At 63.4% G+C, this 17523-nt stretch carries 18 protein-coding genes; 10 read left to right on the forward strand and 8 right to left on the reverse strand.

Annotated elements, in window-relative coordinates; all coding sequences use genetic code 11:
• Positions 1 to 42: 42 nt before the first annotated feature.
• Together FZF13_RS09555 and FZF13_RS09560 are read left to right on the forward strand one after the other, a co-directional pair.
• A complete protein-coding gene (locus tag FZF13_RS09555; RefSeq protein ID WP_024923392.1) occupies positions 43 to 414 on the forward strand; it encodes a DUF805 domain-containing protein in 372 nt (123 codons plus the stop codon).
• A 121-nt stretch (positions 415 to 535) separates the two neighbouring features.
• Complete coding sequence (locus FZF13_RS09560; protein WP_024923391.1) at positions 536 to 1705, forward strand: GGDEF domain-containing protein; 1170 nt, start codon at positions 536 to 538, stop codon at positions 1703 to 1705.
• Between the two features lie 30 nt (positions 1706 to 1735).
• Here the strand turns inward: FZF13_RS09560 and FZF13_RS09565 are convergent, their stop codons facing one another.
• Positions 1736 to 2755 carry a 2-dehydropantoate 2-reductase gene (locus FZF13_RS09565; RefSeq protein WP_024923390.1) on the reverse strand — a complete coding sequence of 340 codons (1020 nt, stop codon included), beginning with the start codon at positions 2753 to 2755 and terminating at the stop codon, positions 1736 to 1738.
• A 140-nt stretch (positions 2756 to 2895) separates the two neighbouring features.
• Between FZF13_RS09565 and dapE the strand changes: the two genes are divergently transcribed.
• Both dapE and FZF13_RS09575 read left to right on the forward strand, forming a co-directional pair.
• Positions 2896 to 4083, forward strand: coding sequence for a succinyl-diaminopimelate desuccinylase (gene dapE, locus FZF13_RS09570; protein ID WP_024923389.1), 1188 nt, complete (start codon positions 2896 to 2898; stop codon positions 4081 to 4083).
• Positions 4084 to 4095: 12 nt separating this feature from the next.
• Positions 4096 to 4692, forward strand: coding sequence for a hypothetical protein (locus FZF13_RS09575; RefSeq protein WP_024923388.1), 597 nt, complete (start codon positions 4096 to 4098; stop codon positions 4690 to 4692).
• Here FZF13_RS09575 and FZF13_RS09580 read toward each other — a convergent pair.
• Positions 4689 to 5885: an MFS transporter gene (locus FZF13_RS09580; RefSeq protein WP_024923387.1), complete on the reverse strand. Its 1197-nt coding sequence runs from the start codon at positions 5883 to 5885 to the stop codon at positions 4689 to 4691. The genes FZF13_RS09575 and FZF13_RS09580 overlap by 4 nt on opposite strands.
• Before the next feature lie 48 nt (positions 5886 to 5933).
• Between FZF13_RS09580 and FZF13_RS09585 the strand changes: the two genes are divergently transcribed.
• A complete protein-coding gene (locus FZF13_RS09585; protein ID WP_024923386.1) occupies positions 5934 to 6515 on the forward strand; it encodes an Lrp/AsnC family transcriptional regulator in 582 nt (193 codons plus the stop codon).
• 26 nt (positions 6516 to 6541) lie between these two features.
• Here FZF13_RS09585 and truA read toward each other — a convergent pair whose 3' ends face one another.
• Genes truA through def form a run of 4 tightly spaced genes read right to left on the reverse strand, consistent with a single transcriptional unit; the run spans position 6542 to position 9287 of the window.
• Positions 6542 to 7297, reverse strand: coding sequence for a tRNA pseudouridine(38-40) synthase TruA (truA, locus tag FZF13_RS09590; RefSeq protein ID WP_024923385.1), 756 nt, complete (start codon positions 7295 to 7297; stop codon positions 6542 to 6544).
• A gap of 9 nt (positions 7298 to 7306) precedes the next feature.
• Positions 7307 to 7816: a GNAT family N-acetyltransferase gene (locus tag FZF13_RS09595; RefSeq protein WP_024923384.1), complete on the reverse strand. Its 510-nt coding sequence runs from the start codon at positions 7814 to 7816 to the stop codon at positions 7307 to 7309.
• Positions 7813 to 8748 (reverse strand): methionyl-tRNA formyltransferase, encoded by a 936-nt coding sequence (gene fmt / locus FZF13_RS09600; RefSeq protein ID WP_024923383.1) that lies wholly within the window; start codon positions 8746 to 8748, stop codon positions 7813 to 7815. The genes FZF13_RS09595 and fmt overlap by 4 nt, the downstream gene beginning before the upstream one ends.
• Before the next feature lie 8 nt (positions 8749 to 8756).
• Complete coding sequence (gene def / locus FZF13_RS09605) at positions 8757 to 9287, reverse strand: peptide deformylase (protein WP_024923382.1); 531 nt, start codon at positions 9285 to 9287, stop codon at positions 8757 to 8759.
• 102 nt (positions 9288 to 9389) lie between these two features.
• Here def and FZF13_RS09610 point away from each other — a divergent pair, with 102 nt between their 5' ends.
• Positions 9390 to 10655 (forward strand): DNA recombination protein RmuC, encoded by a 1266-nt coding sequence (locus FZF13_RS09610; protein WP_024923381.1) that lies wholly within the window; start codon positions 9390 to 9392, stop codon positions 10653 to 10655.
• 12 nt (positions 10656 to 10667) lie between these two features.
• Here the strand turns inward: FZF13_RS09610 and FZF13_RS09615 are convergent, their stop codons facing one another.
• On the reverse strand, positions 10668 to 11078 hold the full coding sequence (locus tag FZF13_RS09615; RefSeq protein ID WP_024923380.1) for a GFA family protein: 411 nt from the start codon (positions 11076 to 11078) through the stop codon (positions 10668 to 10670).
• Positions 11079 to 11228: 150 nt separating this feature from the next.
• Between FZF13_RS09615 and FZF13_RS29425 the strand changes: the two genes are divergently transcribed.
• The 4 genes from FZF13_RS29425 (at position 11229) to FZF13_RS09635 (ending at position 13063) form a co-directional block, all read left to right on the forward strand.
• Positions 11229 to 11354: a hypothetical protein gene (locus FZF13_RS29425; RefSeq protein ID WP_137900324.1), complete on the forward strand. Its 126-nt coding sequence runs from the start codon at positions 11229 to 11231 to the stop codon at positions 11352 to 11354.
• Between the two features lie 133 nt (positions 11355 to 11487).
• Positions 11488 to 11802 carry a quaternary ammonium compound efflux SMR transporter SugE gene (gene sugE / locus FZF13_RS09625; RefSeq protein ID WP_024923379.1) on the forward strand — a complete coding sequence of 105 codons (315 nt, stop codon included), beginning with the start codon at positions 11488 to 11490 and terminating at the stop codon, positions 11800 to 11802.
• Positions 11803 to 11952: 150 nt separating this feature from the next.
• On the forward strand, positions 11953 to 12219 hold the full coding sequence (locus tag FZF13_RS09630) for a helix-turn-helix domain-containing protein (protein WP_024923378.1): 267 nt from the start codon (positions 11953 to 11955) through the stop codon (positions 12217 to 12219).
• A 163-nt stretch (positions 12220 to 12382) separates the two neighbouring features.
• Positions 12383 to 13063, forward strand: a complete 681-nt coding sequence (locus FZF13_RS09635) for a Crp/Fnr family transcriptional regulator (protein ID WP_024923377.1) — start codon at positions 12383 to 12385, stop codon at positions 13061 to 13063.
• A gap of 50 nt (positions 13064 to 13113) precedes the next feature.
• On the opposite strand, the gene FZF13_RS09640 is transcribed toward FZF13_RS09635, so the two are convergent.
• Entirely contained in the window at positions 13114 to 17439 is a 4326-nt protein-coding gene (locus FZF13_RS09640; protein ID WP_024923376.1) for a cytochrome P450, read from the reverse strand.
• Positions 17440 to 17523 lie beyond the last annotated feature (84 nt).

The following is a 17523-nucleotide window of genomic DNA, read 5'->3' on the forward strand; positions in this document are numbered from 1 at the left end:
AAGGCGAACGCCGAACCGATAACCAGGACGGACTGCACCCAAGTGGCTGACCAATCGCAACTCGTCTGGCTTTTCTTCAGCGTCTCGGGACGGGTCAGCCGCGCGGCCTATTTTCTCGGCGGTCTGCTGGTGGCGATCGTGCAGGCCTTCCCGCTCTATCGTTTCACGCTGGTCCCTGAAGGCACGCCGGAAAGCAACATGTGGGCGCTGACCTTCTTCGTCGCCTTCATCGGCTCGCTCTGGTCGAACATCGCGCTCGCCGTCAAACGTCTGCACGATCTCGAGAAGCCCGGTCTGGTCGCGCTGGTGCTGTTCGTGCCGGTGATTTCCATCATCGCCTTCGTCGTATTATGCCTGTTTCCCGGCATGCCCGGCCCGAACCGCTACGGCGCGCGCACCAACGACCGCGGCTAAGGGTGGTCGACGCCCAGGCGCGCATTCCATCATGCTAAATTAGAATCCTAAGAGATTCTTAATCGACCCGTGCAAGAAAAAACGGGTGTCATGATGGCGTTGGGTGAACCGACTGGCAGACTTGGCGAAAGCTCCCCGGAATGACCGCGACAATCGGGCGGCTCGTCTGTTCGCCTGGTTCTCCGCTCCGCTCAGACACCAGCCGGCCGCCATCCGGGCCCGCCTTCTCGAAACGACCTACGACCGCAAATTTGCGATCCTGTTCGCCAGCCTGAGCGTTCTCATCCTGGCGGGAACGACAATCATTCTCACCGGCGCCTGGTGGCCCTGGTTGTGGATCGCGGCCGATCTCGCACTGCTGGCGTATCGCTTCACGCTGATCCGGCGCTGCGAGGCCGCAAGACAGCGTGGCGAAGATCCGCCGCTCGGTGCACTGATGGCGGCCGGCGGCACGTGGTCCATCATCTTCGGGCTGGGTTGTTTCGGCTGTGTCGCGAGCGAGAACCTCGTCCTCTCCGTACTCGCCGCGCTGAACGTCGCCGGCGTGATCGGCGTCGTCTCGTCGCGCAATGCGGCGACGCCACGCTATGCAATCCTGGTCATGCTGGCGGTCGTCCTGCCTTTCATGTTCGGCGCGCTTTTCTCGCCCTCGCGCGGCATGATGGTGGTGGGGCTTCAGCTCCCCTTCTATGTCGCCGGCATCATCGGCGTCCTTGTCCACAATCACGCCATCAGCGTGCGCATGATCCGCGCCGAGTTCGACAATCGCGACCTTGCGGTGCGGGATGCGCTGACGGGGCTACCGAACCGCATCCTGCTCCAGGAAGAACTGCATCGCATGTGCAAGCGGCTGGCTGCGCGCGCCGCCGGCAGCAGCCAGTCCTTTGTCGTGCTCAGCATGGATCTCGACGGTTTCAAGCATATCAACGACAGCTACGGCCACGCCGCCGGCGACCGTTTGCTGCGCCGTGTCGGCGAGCGACTGACGAATACGTTCCGGGCAACCGACATGGTGTTCCGCATCGGCGGCGACGAATTCATCGTGCTTTTGCCCACGACATCGGAGATCGAGGCAGCCCATCTGGCAAGGCGCGCGATCGAGACAATCGCCGAGCCTTTCGACATCGAGGTGGTGACAACCGTCTATGTCGGCCTCAGCATCGGCAGCGCTCGCGCCCCGGTCGATGGCGATACGCCGGAGGGCCTGCTGACCTGTTCCGACCTCGCGCTTTACGAGGCCAAGCGCGCCGGCAAGGGCCGCCATCGCGCGCATCTGTCAAACGCCTGTTGAGCCTCTCAGGCGAGCAACGTGACGGGCGGGTTAGACCCGGCCAATCGCCTCGACGGCCAACCCCGGCGACCCACGCCCGTTTCGCTCGGCTTCCCGCACCAGGGCGGTGATCCGCTCCACCAGCGGCGCACGCGTGTCGGCCCTGGCGGCGAGGCGAAGAATGGCGCCCTGCAACTCGTCGATTTCGGTGGTGCGGCCGCGTTGCAGGTCTTCCCACATCGACGAGCGCGCCTGCGGATCGATCGCCAGCATGCGTTTGGCCAGCCGCGTGAACAGGAAATCCGGCAGCCTCAATATGGCCGGCAACAAGGCCGGCGGCGGACCGGCGACACGACCCGGCCTGATCCCGGTTTTCTTCATCACGCTAAGAGCCTCGGCGATCTGCGTTGCCAGCAACAGGCGCCAGCGCCTGTCCGAAAGCTCGGTCGCAAGCGGCAGATCGGAAAGCGCCACCAGCGCATTGTTGAGATTGAACAGGAGCTTGCCCCAGAGCACCGAACGCATGTCGGCATGGGTGGCGGTGGCAAGTCCCTCGACATCGAGCAGGCTGGAAAGCCCAGGAGCCCCCGCCTCGATCAGCATCGCACCCTCGCTGGCGCGATGCACCCTGAACGGAACCTCGTCTTCCCATTGCACGACATTGAAAGGCACCATGCCGGCAAGGATTTGCCGGCCGCCGGCGGTCGCAACCAACCGGTCGGCATTGTCGACGCCATTCTGGAGACTGACGACGACCGCGTGGCCGGGAGCATGCGCGGCGATGAGACGCCCCATCTCCTCGGTCGCCCCGCTCTTGGTCGTCACCAGAACGATATCGGCGCCTTTCAGCGCGATGTCCGCGACCGTCTCGACTGCAAATGCCGGCTGGTTCAGGCGCCGGTCTCGCTTCTCCAGATCGGTGATGCGCAGTCCGCCCCGCCGCAAAGCCTGTTCGACGCGCGGACGCGCCAGCAACGTCACCTTGCGTCCCGCCAGGGCCAGGCAACCTCCGACATAGCAACCGATGCTGCCGGCGCCCGCTACAACAATGGATGCATCGCGCACTGTCATCGCAATCTCCAAGCAAGCTGAAGGCAGTACTATCTCGCGTCAGCCGTTGCCGGCCATTTCAAGCGGTTCCGCGAGGGACCGCAAGTCTCTCACCCTCAAGGACCGTGACAGGTTCCCATCTTTCGAATAACGCTGCGCTCATGACCCTGCCGACCGACCCCGCCGCCAACCTCGCCACGCTCATCCGCTGTCCTTCCGTGACGCCTGCTGAAGGCGGCGCGCTGTCGGCGATCGAGGCCATGCTGAAACCGCTCGGCTTCACCGTCGAGCGCCCGATGTTCAAGGAAGACGGCACGCCCGACGTGGAAAACCTCTACGCGCGGCGTTCCGGCAATGGGCCGCACCTGATGTTCGCGGGCCATACCGACGTGGTGCCCGTGGGCGACGAAGCAGCCTGGACACATCCGCCCTTCTCGGCGGCGATCGCCAATGGCGAGATGTATGGCCGGGGCGCCGTCGACATGAAGGGCGGCATCGCCTGCTTCATCGCCGCACTTGCCCGCCATGTCGTGCAGAAAGGCGGCCCGAAAGGCTCGGTCTCGCTGTTGATCACCGGCGACGAGGAAGGCCCGTCGATCAACGGCACGGTGAAGCTTTTGCAATGGGCCGCCGCCAAGGGCGAAAAGTGGGATGCCTCGATCGTCGGCGAACCCACCAATCCGGACACGCTCGGCGACATGATCAAGATCGGCCGGCGCGGCTCGTTGTCCGGAACCGTCACCGTCAACGGACGCCAGGGCCACGTCGCCTATCCGCACCTCGCCGACAACCCGGTACGGGGACTGATGACGATAGTCGACGCGTTGCTCAATCCAGTCTTCGACAAGGGCACCAAGGACTTCCAGCCGACCAATCTGGAAATCACCTCGATCGACGTCGGCAACGCCGCGACCAATGTCATCCCGGCCCGGGCGACCGCCACCTTCAATATCCGCTTCAACGACACCTGGGACGCCGAGACCGTGCAGGCGGAGATCCACAACCGGCTGGATAGCGCCAGCGGCCGCAAGAAGTACCGCAAGGGCCGCAAGGAACCGATCGACTTCGAATTGGGCTGGAAGGACCGGCCGAGCCACGTCTTCCTGACCCGCGACGACAAGCTGATCGAGACACTCAGCGGTTCCGTCGCCGCCGTCGTCGGCCGCAAGCCGCAGCTGTCGACGTCCGGCGGCACCTCCGACGCACGCTTCATCAAGGACTATTGCCCGGTCGTCGAATTCGGCCTCGTCGGCCAGACCATGCATATGGTGGATGAGCGGGTGGCGCTGGCCGATCTCGAAACGCTGACGGCGATCTACCAGCGGTTCATCGAGGACTGGTTCGGATAGGCGAGCCGCATCATGCTTTCGGCGAATGACATCCAATCGTCGCTGACCGGCGCCTGGCACTTGATGCTGGGAAAGGTCGACGGGCTGCGCCTGCTCGACCTTTCAGCCGACGGTTTCTGGAATTCCTTCTTCGCGATTGTCGTTGCCGTGCCAGCCATGATCGTGGGTTGGGTCGGCACCGCCAACGCCATCGCCACCGCCGATCCTTCCCTAAGCCGCTTCATCTTGATGCTGAAGCTGGCCATGGTCGATATCGGCATCTGGGTGCTACCACTGCTGGCGCTGGCTGCGATCGCGCCTCGGGCCGGATTGAGCGGGCGCTTCGTGCACTACGTCGTGGCCAGCAACTGGGCTTCGGCCATCATCGCATGGCTGACGCTGCCGGCAGCACTCGTTCACATGTTTCTTCCGGCTACCGATCAGGCAAGCCAATTGATTTCGCTATCGCTCTTCTTTCTCTCGCAGGTGTTCAGCTGGCGCATGACCACCACGGCGATCGGCAAGGGCGGGGCGATGGGCACCGCTGTCTTCGCGGGCATGTTCGTCACATCGCTGCTCGTCCTGTTCGCATTGACGCAACTCTTGAACATACCCGCGCTGGGCGACTAGTTCCGCGGGGTTGCCGAGGCAGGCAAACGCCAGCTGCCGGCGGCGGCGGCAACCAGCATCAGGACCAGGGCGGCAAGCGCCGCCATCTCGAAACCCTGCGAGGCATAGAGCGGACCAAAGCCTGTCGTGCCAGCGAAAACGGCGAGATAGGTGACGGCGCTGTTCAGCCCCATGATCGTGCCACGCCGCGCCGGGTCTATCGCCGCCAACCGCATGATCAGCACGTTCAGGCCGAAGTGGTTGCTGAGGCCCCACAGGAAAGTAATGACCAGGACGAAGGCGAAGCTGCCACCTGCCAGCGCGAAGCCGAGATAGACGGCGGCGACGGCAAGGAAAGCGAAGGGCATGACACGCCGTGCGCCCAACCGGTCAACGACGCCGTCCAGCAAAGCCGCGGCGCCAAAACCGATGCCATAGACCAGCGCGACGATCCCATTGGCGCTGACCGGCTCGCCGAGAGCGCTGTGCAGATGATCGCCCAGATAGCCATAGATGCCGTAGAACGCGCTCATGAAGGCCGCGCAGGCAACCAGCAGCGGCTTCACGCCACCGATGCGCAGCGCCGCCAACGGCCACGGCGCGGAGCCGGCGGCGGGTGCATCGCGGTACCGGCTCGTCTTCAGTGTGGCAAAGGCGCCGAACGCCAGCAGCGCCACCACCGCATAGACCGCCCGCCAGTGGACAAGGTCGGCAACCAGCGCCGACAATGAGACGCCGGCCACCATGCTGAGCGTCCAGCCTGTCAGAACCACGCCGATGGTGCGGCTTTCGCGACCGGGTGGCGCCACCGCCGCCGCGCCGGCATAGATTGCCGGCAGCGCAATGCCCGATGCGACGCCGGCAGCGAGCTGGGTAAGGGCCAGAGCGGGCACCGCCGGCGCAAGCGCACTCAGCGCCAACGCCGCCGCCAGTCCGAGAAGCGCGCCAAGCAGCATGCGCCGGGCACCGAGCCTGTCGACATGGCGCGCCATCAGAAGTGCGCTGGCGGCCGTACCAAGCCCGAAAGCGGCCGATGCCGACATCACCAGCGCAACGCTCGTACCGAGCGAACGGGCCACTTCCGGCGCGATCGGACCCAGCACCAGCGAATTGGAGCCGATGACGGCGATGCAGAAGGTCAGCACATAGGTCACGGCGGGCAGCCGCGCGGTCGTGTCCAAGGGGATGGCGGATGATTGATCTGTCTTTGTCATAGGCGCATGATGGTTGAACGATGTTCAGCCTCAAGAGGAATCTTCAAGATGGATGAAGAAACAGATGGCATTCGGCAAAACATCATTCCGGAGCGCGACCTCGATGATATGGACCGAAAGCTATTAGGCGCGCTGTGCGAGGACGCCACCGTGAGTTATGCCGAACTCGGTGAAAAGGTCGGTCTTTCCGCCCCGGCCGCACATGAGCGGGTGAAGCGGTTGCGCCGCAGCCGTGCCATTCGCAGCACGTCGGTGCTGATCGACCCTGTGGCCGTCAACAAGCCGCTGCTTGCCTTCGTCCATGTCGACACACGCGGCTGGGGCAAGACGCCGGAGCTCATGGCGATCTCCGCCTATCCTGAGGTGGAAGAGATCCACTCCGTCGCCGGCGACGCCTGCATGCTGCTCAAGGTTCGCGCCAGGGACACGTACGCGCTGGAAGGCCTGTTGGCGAGACTATACGACACGCCGGGTGTCATCGCGACGCGCAGCTATGTGGTGCTGTCGACCTATCTGGAACGGCCGGTGCAGCCGGGTACGACCAAGGTCTGGCCAATGCCGCGCCATATGGCGCGGCCGATAGAGCATCGCGGCAGCGTCAATACCATTTCCAAGGTCGATACCAACTGAACACGAGCATCCGACGACCGGCGGAATTACGAATTGGGATAGTCGACGCCGGTCAGGAACAAGCCGTCGGGTGGCGCCACCTGGCCGCAGGCTGCCCGGTCGCGCGCCTCCAGCGCCGCCTTGAGGTCCGTCGCGGACCAGCCACCTTCCCCGACGCGTTTCAGCGAACCAACCATCGAACGCACCTGATTATGCAGGAAAGACTGCGCCGAGGCCCGAATCTCGATCGTCTCGTCGTCGCGGCTCACATCCAGCCGCGCAAGCGTGCGCAGCGGGCTGTTGGCCTGGCATTGCGTCGAGCGGAAAGTGGTGAAGTCATGCCGCCCGATGAGCACCTTGGCCGCCTCATGCATGGCTTCGGCGTCGAGGCGCTTGGGCACCCACCACACCTTGCCCTTGTCCAATGCTGGCGGCGCGCGGCGGTTGGCGATGCGGTAGAGATAGTGCCGGCCGGTCGCCGAAAACCGCGCGTCGAAATCGTCGGCCACGACAGCGGCCTTCAGGATGGTGACGCGCTCACCCGCCCGTTGAAGGTAGGCGTTGACGGCATCGCGCACCGTGTCGTCCGGCCAGGCTTTGGACAGGTCGGCATGAGCCACCTGGGCGGTGGCATGCACGCCGGCGTCGGTGCGCCCGGCACCGCGCAGCGAAATCGCGTCACCGCAGAACAGCGCGATCGCCTGTTCGATCGCCGCCTGCACGGTGTGCTGGCCGGCAGCCTGACGCTGCCAGCCGGCATAAGGCCCGCCGTCATACTCGATGTCGAGGCGATAGCGGGGCATGCAGTGAGCTTAGGCCGCGAGCGCGGTGCCGAAGGCCGAAGCGTAGACCAGTTCGCCGTTTTCGGGCGCCTCGCCCCAGGCCAGCGCCTGCAGCGCTTCGCCCTGGTATTCCGAGGCAAAACCGGCTGCACGATCGTGGCTGTAGCCGAAGCGGCCGTAATAGGCCGGATCGCCCAGGACGATCGACAGGTTCTCGCCGGCATCCTTCAGCCGGATATGGGCCTCGCGTACCAGAGCACCGCCAATGCCGGTGCCGTGGAAGTCGGGCTCCACGGCGAGTGGCGCCAACGCCAGGGCCGGGAACTGCTTGCCGCCGTTCTCGACATAGAGGCGCGAGAACAGGATGTGGCCAACCACCTGGCCATCTTCCTCGGCGACCAGCTCCAGCACCGCGTTGCCTTCCAAAACGATGGCGTCGACCAGGCCTGCTTCGGTCTGCTGGCCGAAGGCATGCTCTTCGACGAGGCGGATTGCCTCGCGGTCCCGCGGCGTCGCCGCGCGTATCGACATCATGCTCATGACAATTTCATTCCTTTTTCCAACTTGGCCCCGCGCAGAAACTCCTGCGCGGTTACGGGCTTACCGCCCGCCCGCTGCAATTCGACCAGCCTGACCGCGCCTGCTCCGCAGGCGACCGTCAGCCGGTCGTCGAGAATTCCTCCCGGTTCCCCCGCGCCTTCGGCGGCAGTCGAACGCAGCAACTTCAGCCGTTCGACACGGCCGCCGATCATGGCCTCGCACCATCCACCCGGAAAAGGCGACAGGCCCCGGATATGGTCGTGAACCTCGCCCGCCGGGCGGGTCCAATCGATCCGGGTTTCCGTTTTATCGATCTTTGTCGCATAGGTCACGCCATCGGCGGCCTGTTCCACAAAGCTCAATGTTCCGGTTTCAAGCCGGGCCAGCGCATCGACCATCAATCTGGCCCCTGCCGCCATCAGGCGATCATGCAGGTCGCCAGCCGTCATGTCGGGATCGATGACCAGTTTGTCAACCAATCCGACTGGGCCGGTGTCCAGCCCAGCTTCCATTTTCATGACCATCATGCCGGTCTCGGCATCGCCGGCCATGATGGCGCGCTGGATCGGTGCTGCACCACGCCAACGTGGCAAAAGCGAGGCGTGACCATTGAGACAGCCCAGGCGCGGCGCATCGAGGATCGCCTTGGGCAGCAGCAATCCATAGGCGACAACCACCGCGACATCGGCGTTCAACGCATGGAATGCCTGCTGTTCCGCCTCGTTCTTCAGCGAAACAGGCGTACTCACGGCAATGCCGAGGCGCTCGGCCTCGCGCTGCACCGGCGATGGCGTCAATTCCAGTCCACGCCGGCCGGCGGCGCGCGGCGGCTGCGTATAGACCGCGGCAATGCCGTGCCCGGCCTCGGCCAGCGCGCGCAGCGTCGCGACCGAAAAATCCGGTGTCCCCATGAAGACGATGCGGAGCGTCATGAACCCGATCAGCCAGCCAGCCGGCTGGGCGCCTTGTCGCGGGCGAGCTTCTTGAACTTCTTGACCACCATATCGCGCTTCAGCTTCGAAATATGGTCGATGAACAGAACGCCGTTCAGATGGTCGATTTCATGCTGCAGGCAGGTTGCCATCAGCCCTTCGGCCTGGATTTCCTGGAGCCGCCCATCCCGGTCGAGATAACGGACGCGGACTGTGGCCGGCCGTTCGACCTCGGCGTAGTAGTCGGGGATCGACAGGCAGCCTTCCTCGTAGACCGAGCGCTCAGTGCCGCTTTCCAGGACGTCGGGGTTGATGAAGACATGCGGTGCCGGCGGTTCGCCTTCCTTGGCGAGATCGATCACCAGCATGCGCAGCGGCTCGCCGACCTGGATAGCGGCCAGGCCGATGCCCGGTGCATCGTACATGGTCTCCAGCATGTCATCGGCCAGCTTGAGCAACGGCTCGTCGATGCGCTCGACGGACTTGGAAACCTGACGCAGGACGGGATCGGGAAGAATGATGAGCGGCTTGATCGACATACCGCTCACCTAAAACCTTGCAAAGAAAGCGTCAACTGCGCTGCTGTCGCCATGTTCACGTTTTGATCTTTGCGAGCCTCGAGAATCGGCTATGCTGGCGCAATGAACGACCTCGGCTCCATCCTCTCCGAACCCGTCGCCCGGCTTGGCGCGACCACGATTTCGCTCGGCCAGGCGCTGGGCTTCGTCGTGCTGCTTGTCTTTGTCCTGTTCGTTGCCTTGATCGTGGCGCTGTGGCGCGCGGCCAAGGCGCGCAGCGTCGCCGCGGCGGAAGCCGCAGATCATGCCCGCGATGCCGAAGCGCGCATGGCCGGCATCCTGCAATCGCAGGCCGAGATGCAAGGGCGCATGGGCGCGCTGGCCGACGTGTTCGGCGCCCGCCAGGCCGAATTGACGCAATCGCTCGGCCAGAGGTTGGACACCATGACCGGGCGCATCGGCCAGACCATGACCGAGCAGACGAAATCGACCCATGAAAGCCTGGCCAAATTGCAGGAGCGGCTTGCGGTGATCGATACCGCGCAAGGCAACATCCAGTCGCTTGCCGGGCAAGTGGTGCAGCTGCAGGCGATCCTCTCCAACAAGCAAACGCGCGGCGCCTTCGGCCAGTCGCGCATGGAAGCGATCGTCGCCGACGGACTGCCGCACGGCTCCTATGAATTCCAGGCGACGCTGTCGAACGGCAGCCGGCCGGATTGCGTGGTGAAGATGCCGAACGGCGCGCCGTCGCTCGCCATCGATGCCAAGTTTCCGCTTGAAGCCTGGAACGCCATCCGCGCGGCGGAGAGCCCCGAGCTGCAGAAGGTCTCGGCGCAATCGTTCCGGCGCGATATCGAGGTCCATATCCGCGATATCGCCGAAAAATACCTGATCCAGGGCGAGACGCAGGACACCGCCTTCATGTTCGTGCCGTCGGAATCGGTGTTCGCCGAAATCCACGAGCATTTCGAGGCGCTGGTGCAGCGTGCCCATCGGGCCCGTGTCGTCATCGTCTCGCCATCGCTCCTGATGCTGTCGATCCAGGTCATCCAGGCGATCCTCAAGGATGCGCGGATGCGCGAACAGGCGCATCTGATCCAGGGCGAGGTCATCCGCCTGATGGAAGATGTCGTGCGGCTCGACGAGCGGGTGCGCAAGCTGCAAACCCATTTCGGCCAGGCCTCAAAAGACATCGACGATATACTCGTCTCCTCCTCCAAGGTCACCAAACGCGGCCAGAAGATCGAGGCGCTGGAGTTCGGGGGAGCGGAAGGAGCAGACGAGGCCAACAAAGCGGACGGGCAACACAAGCATGAGCCCGTCTCGCGCACCGCTGATTCCAAGACCGGTCAGCTGAGGCTGCGGGTTGTGGAAGGCGACGACAGCTAGAGTGCTGCGAGCTTATGCTCCTTCGGAAGTGACCTCGACACTTTCAAATCGCGGCAGCCAGTGCAGCGCCGAAGCGTGCCACTTCTCCGCCCTTGGCAGCAGCTCCTGCCGCTGCCTGGCCGTGCCGGCGCGAATGCCATAAACTTTCGGGCCGTCTCCCACCGATGTGGCGTAGAGATGCGAACCGCAATCGGCACAGAAAGCATGGGCGCGCGGCGTTCCGCTATCCGCGGTCGTCTTGATGTAGATTTTCGGCGCGCCCCGGGTGATCCGGTACTGCGCCTCCGGGGCAGGTACCGTCACCCGGAAAGCCGTGCCCGTAAGCTGCTGGCAATCGGTGCAGTGGCAGATCGATGTCTTGTCGGGATCGACCTCCGCTTCATAGGCAATCGCGCCGCAATGGCAGCCGCCGTCGATCTTCATGGTCGTCCTCCTCGTTTCTTCCAGCAATCTAGCGCGGCCAGACAGCCGGACAACGTCTGTTGCAATCTGGCGCCATCGATAGACGCCTGTGCCTTGCTCTTTTCGCGATCTGTTGTTTCACTTGTGTTTGTCCCAATGGAGGAGCGAATCATGGCCAAAGGTTCGATGAGACCTGGCAAGGAAGCCAGAAAGCCGAAGAAGGATGCCAAGAAGCCCGCGGCAGCGCCGGCGATAAAGGCTCCGCCCGTGCAGGCGACCCGCATCAAGGAGAAGTGAGGCCGCGGACCGCGGCAACCTCAGGCAGCCGGCGCGACGCCGCGCCGGCCGTCTTGCCAATCAATCCCCCGCCCGGTGGGAAACATTCTCTCCCCGGAACGCGGTTGGTGGCGTTCAGACGCGGAGTTTCATCATGGCATGGACCTACCTGTTCTTCGCTGGGCTTTTCGAAATCGGCTGGGCAATCGGCCTGAAATATACCGAAGGTTTCACCAAGCTTACGCCGACCATCCTCACCGTCGTTTCGATGATCATCAGCCTGACCTTGCTCGGTCTGGCGCTGAAGGCATTGCCGGTCGGCACAGCCTATGCGGTTTGGACCGGCATCGGCACGGTCGGAACAGCGCTGCTCGGCATCTGGCTTCTGGGCGAACCGGCAACCGCCGTGCGACTGAGCTGCATCGCACTGATCGTCGCCGGCATCATCGGCCTCAAGGTGGCCGCCTGACGGAAGCGGGACACCCGCCGTGGATCTTCGCGGTGTGAAAGGCCTCACATCCAAGACGTTTGCGTCGTGCCATGGATGGGTTACCGATATGGAAAAGGCGAACTCCGGCATTGCAGGAACAGGCACCTGCGAGCCCGGAGGAACCGACAAATGGCTGGGGCCGCAAAAAGAGCTGTTGTGCTGGTGGTCGATGCGCTTGCGCTAAAGCGCGCCGGCATCGCGGCGATGGTCCATGACCAGCTCTCCTTCAGCGACCCCATCCGCGCCCGCGATTTCGGCACGCGGGTATCGACGATCAAGATGCGTGTCCGTCAGATCATGAGCAAGTTTGGGGTGGCAAACCATACCCAGGCGGCGATGATGGCGACAATGAGAGGCAATATCGCCTTGAGCAGGCTGGAGCCCGCAATGCCCTAGGCTGCGGAGCCGGCCAAGCGAACCGGACATGCCATGACGACCGGCTGTTCAAGGCGCGTTATTGCGCGTATACTTTCGCTCGCCCAAGGGCTTCGCTGGAATTCGCAAGGAAATGAAGGCGCAATCTTTTCGTTTGAATTGAAATCGGGCTTTGGGGGCACCGATGTTGATGACCAGTCTGGATCAGGAACCAAAGCAGGCGCTTGCCGGCTTCGCCCATTATGACCGGGATTTGCTGGACAGGATGTTCGGCGACGCCAAGCCCGAGAAATACGCCGCCGGGCGGCTGCTTTTTCTCCAGGACGATCCTTCCGACCGCATCTACGGCCTGCTTGGCGGTTCGGTCGAGATTTCGATCTACTCGACCGGCGGCGACAAGCTGGTCGCCAATCTCCAGTTTCCACCGAGCCTGATCGGCGAAATCGGCGTGCTCGACGGTGGGCGCAGGACGGCGACGGCCATCTGCAGATCCGATTGTTCGATCGTCTCGCTCACCCGCAAACAGGTTCTCGACCGCATCGAGCAGGATCCTTTGCTCGGCCGCGCCATCATCGAATTGTTGTGCAAACGGCTGAGGTGGGTCAGCGAGGAACTGGGCGACCACAATTTCCTCGGGATCGAAGCGAGGCTCGCCAAACGCCTGTTGCATCTGAACGACCGGCTTTCCGACGCTTCCGGCTGGATCGCGATCTCGCAATCCGAGCTTGCACAGACGCTCGGGGCGACGCGGGAATCGGTCAACAAACTGCTCAACGATTGGCGTGGTCGCGCCCTGATCGCGACTAAACGCGGCCATGTCAAAGTGAACGATCCAAGCCGCTTGCGGCATGTCGGTTCCGACTGAGCCGTGCTTGGCAGGGCGGACGAGCCGCCTCCGATTGGCCTCAACGGCAATCAGCCCCCACGCATGCGCCAGCGCAGATATTGCAAAGCGGCGCGGCTCGGCATGAAGAAATAGCCGCCGCCGCGCATGGTGATGAACGACGGCAGATTGGTGAGCTCGACCGCTCCTTCCCAGCGCGGGATCGTAAAACGCCCCTTCGCCTCCTTGGGTTCTCCCTCAACCCGCTGCCTGCCGATCAGCGGGTCCTTTTCGCCGCGCAAGCCGTGGAAGTTTTGCGCGGACATCCAGGTCTGCTGGATGAATTCGTATTGGCGTTCGAAACTCGCGTTGAAGCAGATGAACAGCAGTCCCTTTTCGGCTGCGGTGCCTTCGCCCTTGTCCAGGACGTAGCTGCGGCCGGCGCGCAGGATACGGTGGCGCTTGGAGATGCGAAGCTGGGTATCGATATCGGTGCCCAGCGAGTCTCGCGGGTTGGAGCGCCTTATGTGAGCACCCAACGGGCAATGCAGCCCCTGAGGGTCCTCCGCTCCGTAAGTGAACTGATTGTCGAGTTCACGGCCGGGGCTGTCCGGATTCCTGGTGAGCGACGAGCCGTTCTTCCAGCGGCCGACGATCCTGGCGCCGATCCATTCAGCATCGACCCCTTCGAAACCCTTGAAGCTGCGCAGGCCCGCCGCCTCTCGATGACAGTAGTCGTTGAATGCATCGACATGCTGTTCAAGTTGGCGGATGACGACGAACGACCCGTTGCGGCCGAAATCATGCATCGAAGCAGCGCCGGCAACGGGCTGCCCACCATCGTCGATCGCCAGCAAACGCCCTTCGCGATCGAACTCGGCCGGCGTCGTCGGGCTTGGTGGATAGAAGCCATGTTCGTCGCGATAGCCGAACAGAAATTCGCCGGCGGCGATCTGGTGAATCGGGCTCGAATTATGAGTTCTCCTACGCCTGGTGCCTTTGATCACCGGCTGGGATATGCCGTCGACGAAGCCGAAATGCTCCCTCGCCATCGGGCTGTCTTCACGCTCTTTCCGCGCCGGATCTCCGACCGGACATTTGGCGGCGCCGCGTTCGATCGACAGCGGTATCACCGCTCTCGGCACCAGCCCCGACCGCGCCGCGAGATTGCCCATCTCGAGCCCCATCTCATCGAGCAGTTCCTTGGTGGCGGCATAACAGACCATCGCCAGATCGACCGGCGTCGCGACCGAGCCCCAGCGCCAAAGCTCGGGCGCGCTGTCGCCCCGGTCATCAAGAATGCGACTGCGATATTGGTCCGCCATGCCTTGCCGGAAGGCCAATGGGAAGCTGGCAAGCGGATCGCTGTTTGCATTGCCCGCAAGGCCCAGTTTCTTCAGGCCGTCCGGCCCGAAGACACAGAACATCGCGCGCGCGGCCGGCTTAGCATCGCCGAAACTCACATGCGAGACGAGATAGTCCAGCAGGCCTTCACGTTGCTCAACCGAACTCTTGTCGCCGACTGCGAAGGCAAACATCTTTGCGTGTTCGAGATTGCCGAGCGGACCGAAGACGAGCGACTGGATTTCGCCATTCTCCAGGCTTTCCACGGCCGTGTCCTCGGCCTGATTGAGCAGCTTCTGTGGCAAAGACAGCTTGATCCCGTCCTGCCGGGGCAGTGAGGTGAACAGGCTCACCCAGTCGCGCGCCTCGCTCATGCGCGCCGCGCACAAGCCCTGGCGGATGCGCGAATTCTTGCGGATCAGCGTGGTGTTCAGCTTGGGATAGGCCGAATACCAGAACGATGTCGGTATTTGCTCCGCCCTCGCCCAGCGCTTGAACCGGTCACCGTCACGGCTACCGTCCAGGAACAGAAAGCGTGTGCGCGGAAACCCCTTCGTGTTGCTCCAGACGCCGGTGAGACCTGCGGACGCCTTGGTGACAAAATCCTCGAGATAGCTTTCCCAGCTCCCGCCGTAGTTGCTGAAGAAGACGAGCCGGTTGGTACCGGGGATCCTGACCCAGCGCGCGAAATGGATCGTGTTTATGTCGCCGAGATAACCCGGCCGGAACGCCCGGCTGGCGGCGATCGAAATGATGTAGAACGAAAAGCCCAGCAGGAAGACGCGAAGCATGCCCGGTTTGATGATCGAGACCGCCGTCATGTGGTTCTGGGTATAGCCGTCCGCATCCTCGCGCTGCTGCAGTTGCTTGAGCGCGTCAAGGCTGATGCCGGTTGCGCTGACGTCGTCGCGCTGCTCGATGCGCCTCAACCAGACGGCTATCGCCGTCGCCAGCGCCAGGGTGGTGAGAACCAGCCCGCCAACGGCGACGACGAGGGACGAGCCGATCCGCGCCGCCATGCGAAACCAGCCGCCGCTCGCATCGAACATCATCGCATAGGTCAGGAAAGTGAGGATGGCGACAAGGATCGCCAGCGGCAGGGCCGTGCGTAGATTGAAGACGCTGTGGAAGAATGTCGAACCCAGCGAACCGCCCGGCTTTTCGAGCAGGCTTGGCGCCGGCGCAAATGCCCAATCGAAGCGGCTGTCCTGAGCCAGTTGGGTCCGAACGGTCTTCAGGATCTCCGCTGCCGGCGGCCCCTGGAAGCCGGTCAGCCCCTCGACGATGTTGCTGGCTTCGTCGGCCAGCGCCGCTTCGGCCTGGATACGGGAAACCGAGTGTCCCGGCGTGCCCGCAAACACGAGGCCCGACAGGCTACCGAATTGCGGCGACACATCGATCGTGTGCTTTTGGAGAAAAGCCTCGAACGAGCCCTTGAGCGGGACGGCGGAAAAACGCTCGAACAGCGGCTGGAACTGGGTGGCTGTGGCCTCGGCGAACGTCTTGATCACCTGGCGCCTTGTTCCGTCCCCGGAAAGTTCCAACATCAGATAGAGACCGCCGTCTTGCCGCGCCTCGCCATCGGCGGTGGAAACCGCCGAAAGGCTGGCGAAGTGTATCGCGGCCGTCTTGTCGAGGCTCGCTTTCAGGACGTCGGTCGCCGGGTTGCCAAGCGTGTCGATCTCCTGCTGAAGCCGCGACGCATCGACGCCCGGCCGGACGGGCACGCAGACGGTGACGAGCGCCTGATCGGTCTGCCGGTTCTCGGCCGGCTGGTCGAATTCCACCATCAGCGTGTCGGGATAGGCGCCTATCCTTACTAGCTTGCCTTCCTTGCCGTGCGCCCTGCGGAAGCCGGGCTTTTCGAACAGCGCCCTGAAAGCCTCGCCGATCTGGACGCGGGCCATCGCAATACCGATGCAGGTGTGGATGCCGTGGCCGAAAACCATGCTTTCGCTTGGGTTGCGATCAGGATTGAAAGTCCAGGGATCGGCAATCTTCGACGTGTCGAACATGGCCGACCGGGTGGCGGCGAGAACGGTCGTTCCGGAGCGGATGCGAAAGGGGCGCGAGCGCCCAGCTCCGATGGTCCTGTCCTCGGCGGCATAACGCCAGGGCCAAATCCAGATCGGCTTGAAGCGCATCGCTTCGACGATCGCCTTTTCCAGGCGCGTATTGTCTTCCGCAAGCACTGCCTTGCGGATGCAGTCAAACGCTTCCGGCTTGTCCAGCACGACATCCAGGCAATTGATGCCGCCGAGCAGATTGGTCGGCATGAAGCCGGTGATCATGCCCATCATGATCGAGCAGATTTCGTCCCGACCGGAAACCTCGCCCTTGTTCAGCATCTGGACTAGGCGGCCGAGCGGCCGGTCGTCCGGCTTGCCCTTGGCGATGATCAGGTCGATCGACCGATTGATCGTAGCCAGCATGTTCTGCGCGGCAGCCACCGCCAGTTCCCGCGTCGTGCGGTCGGCGGTCGCATCGGCAAAGAAGATGTTGGAGAGCGCAAGCGCCCAGTCACCGAATTGCCGGTCGTCCTCGATATGCAGCCCGTAATAGTCGCGGCAGATGCGGACGGGAACGATGCGCATCAATTCGCCGGCGGCGTCGAACTTTTCTCCGGCACGCTTGACGATCTGCCGGGAGTTCTCCCTGGCAATCGGCCGCACGCGCTCCTCGATCTCCCTCGGCGGAAAAGCCGTGAGAACCGCCGACTTCTGCCGGCGGTAGGCTTCGCTGTCCTTCATGCCGAGAATGAAATTGGCGCCGCCGCCGAACTCGCGCATCTCCATGCCATAGGGCGTCTCGAAATCCGCCTCGCGCTCGAGCACCTCGCGCACGTCCTCGAAGCGCGTGAGCAACACGACCCTGCCGAGGCGCGCACGCGGCCAGAAGCGCCGAAAGAGACCCAGCCACCAGTCGGGTTTTTCGAGACCGCCCTTTATCAGGCGCGAAACGAAACCCGGCTTGCCGCGCATCCGCTCGATGTCGAATGGCGGCGCCGCATCGTTCAACGACAGCTCGGCCTGCCCTTTGAGAACCCCTTCATAATATTTGAAGGCAAAGGCCATGTTCTCGATCCCCCGGACGCCCTGAAAAACCCGCCGATGATGCTACGGCCCGATTCGGGCCGGGTAAGTGATCCGCTTCACATT

This window comes from Mesorhizobium terrae (assembly GCF_008727715.1).
In the GTDB taxonomy this organism is placed as follows: domain Bacteria; phylum Pseudomonadota; class Alphaproteobacteria; order Rhizobiales; family Rhizobiaceae; genus Mesorhizobium; species Mesorhizobium terrae.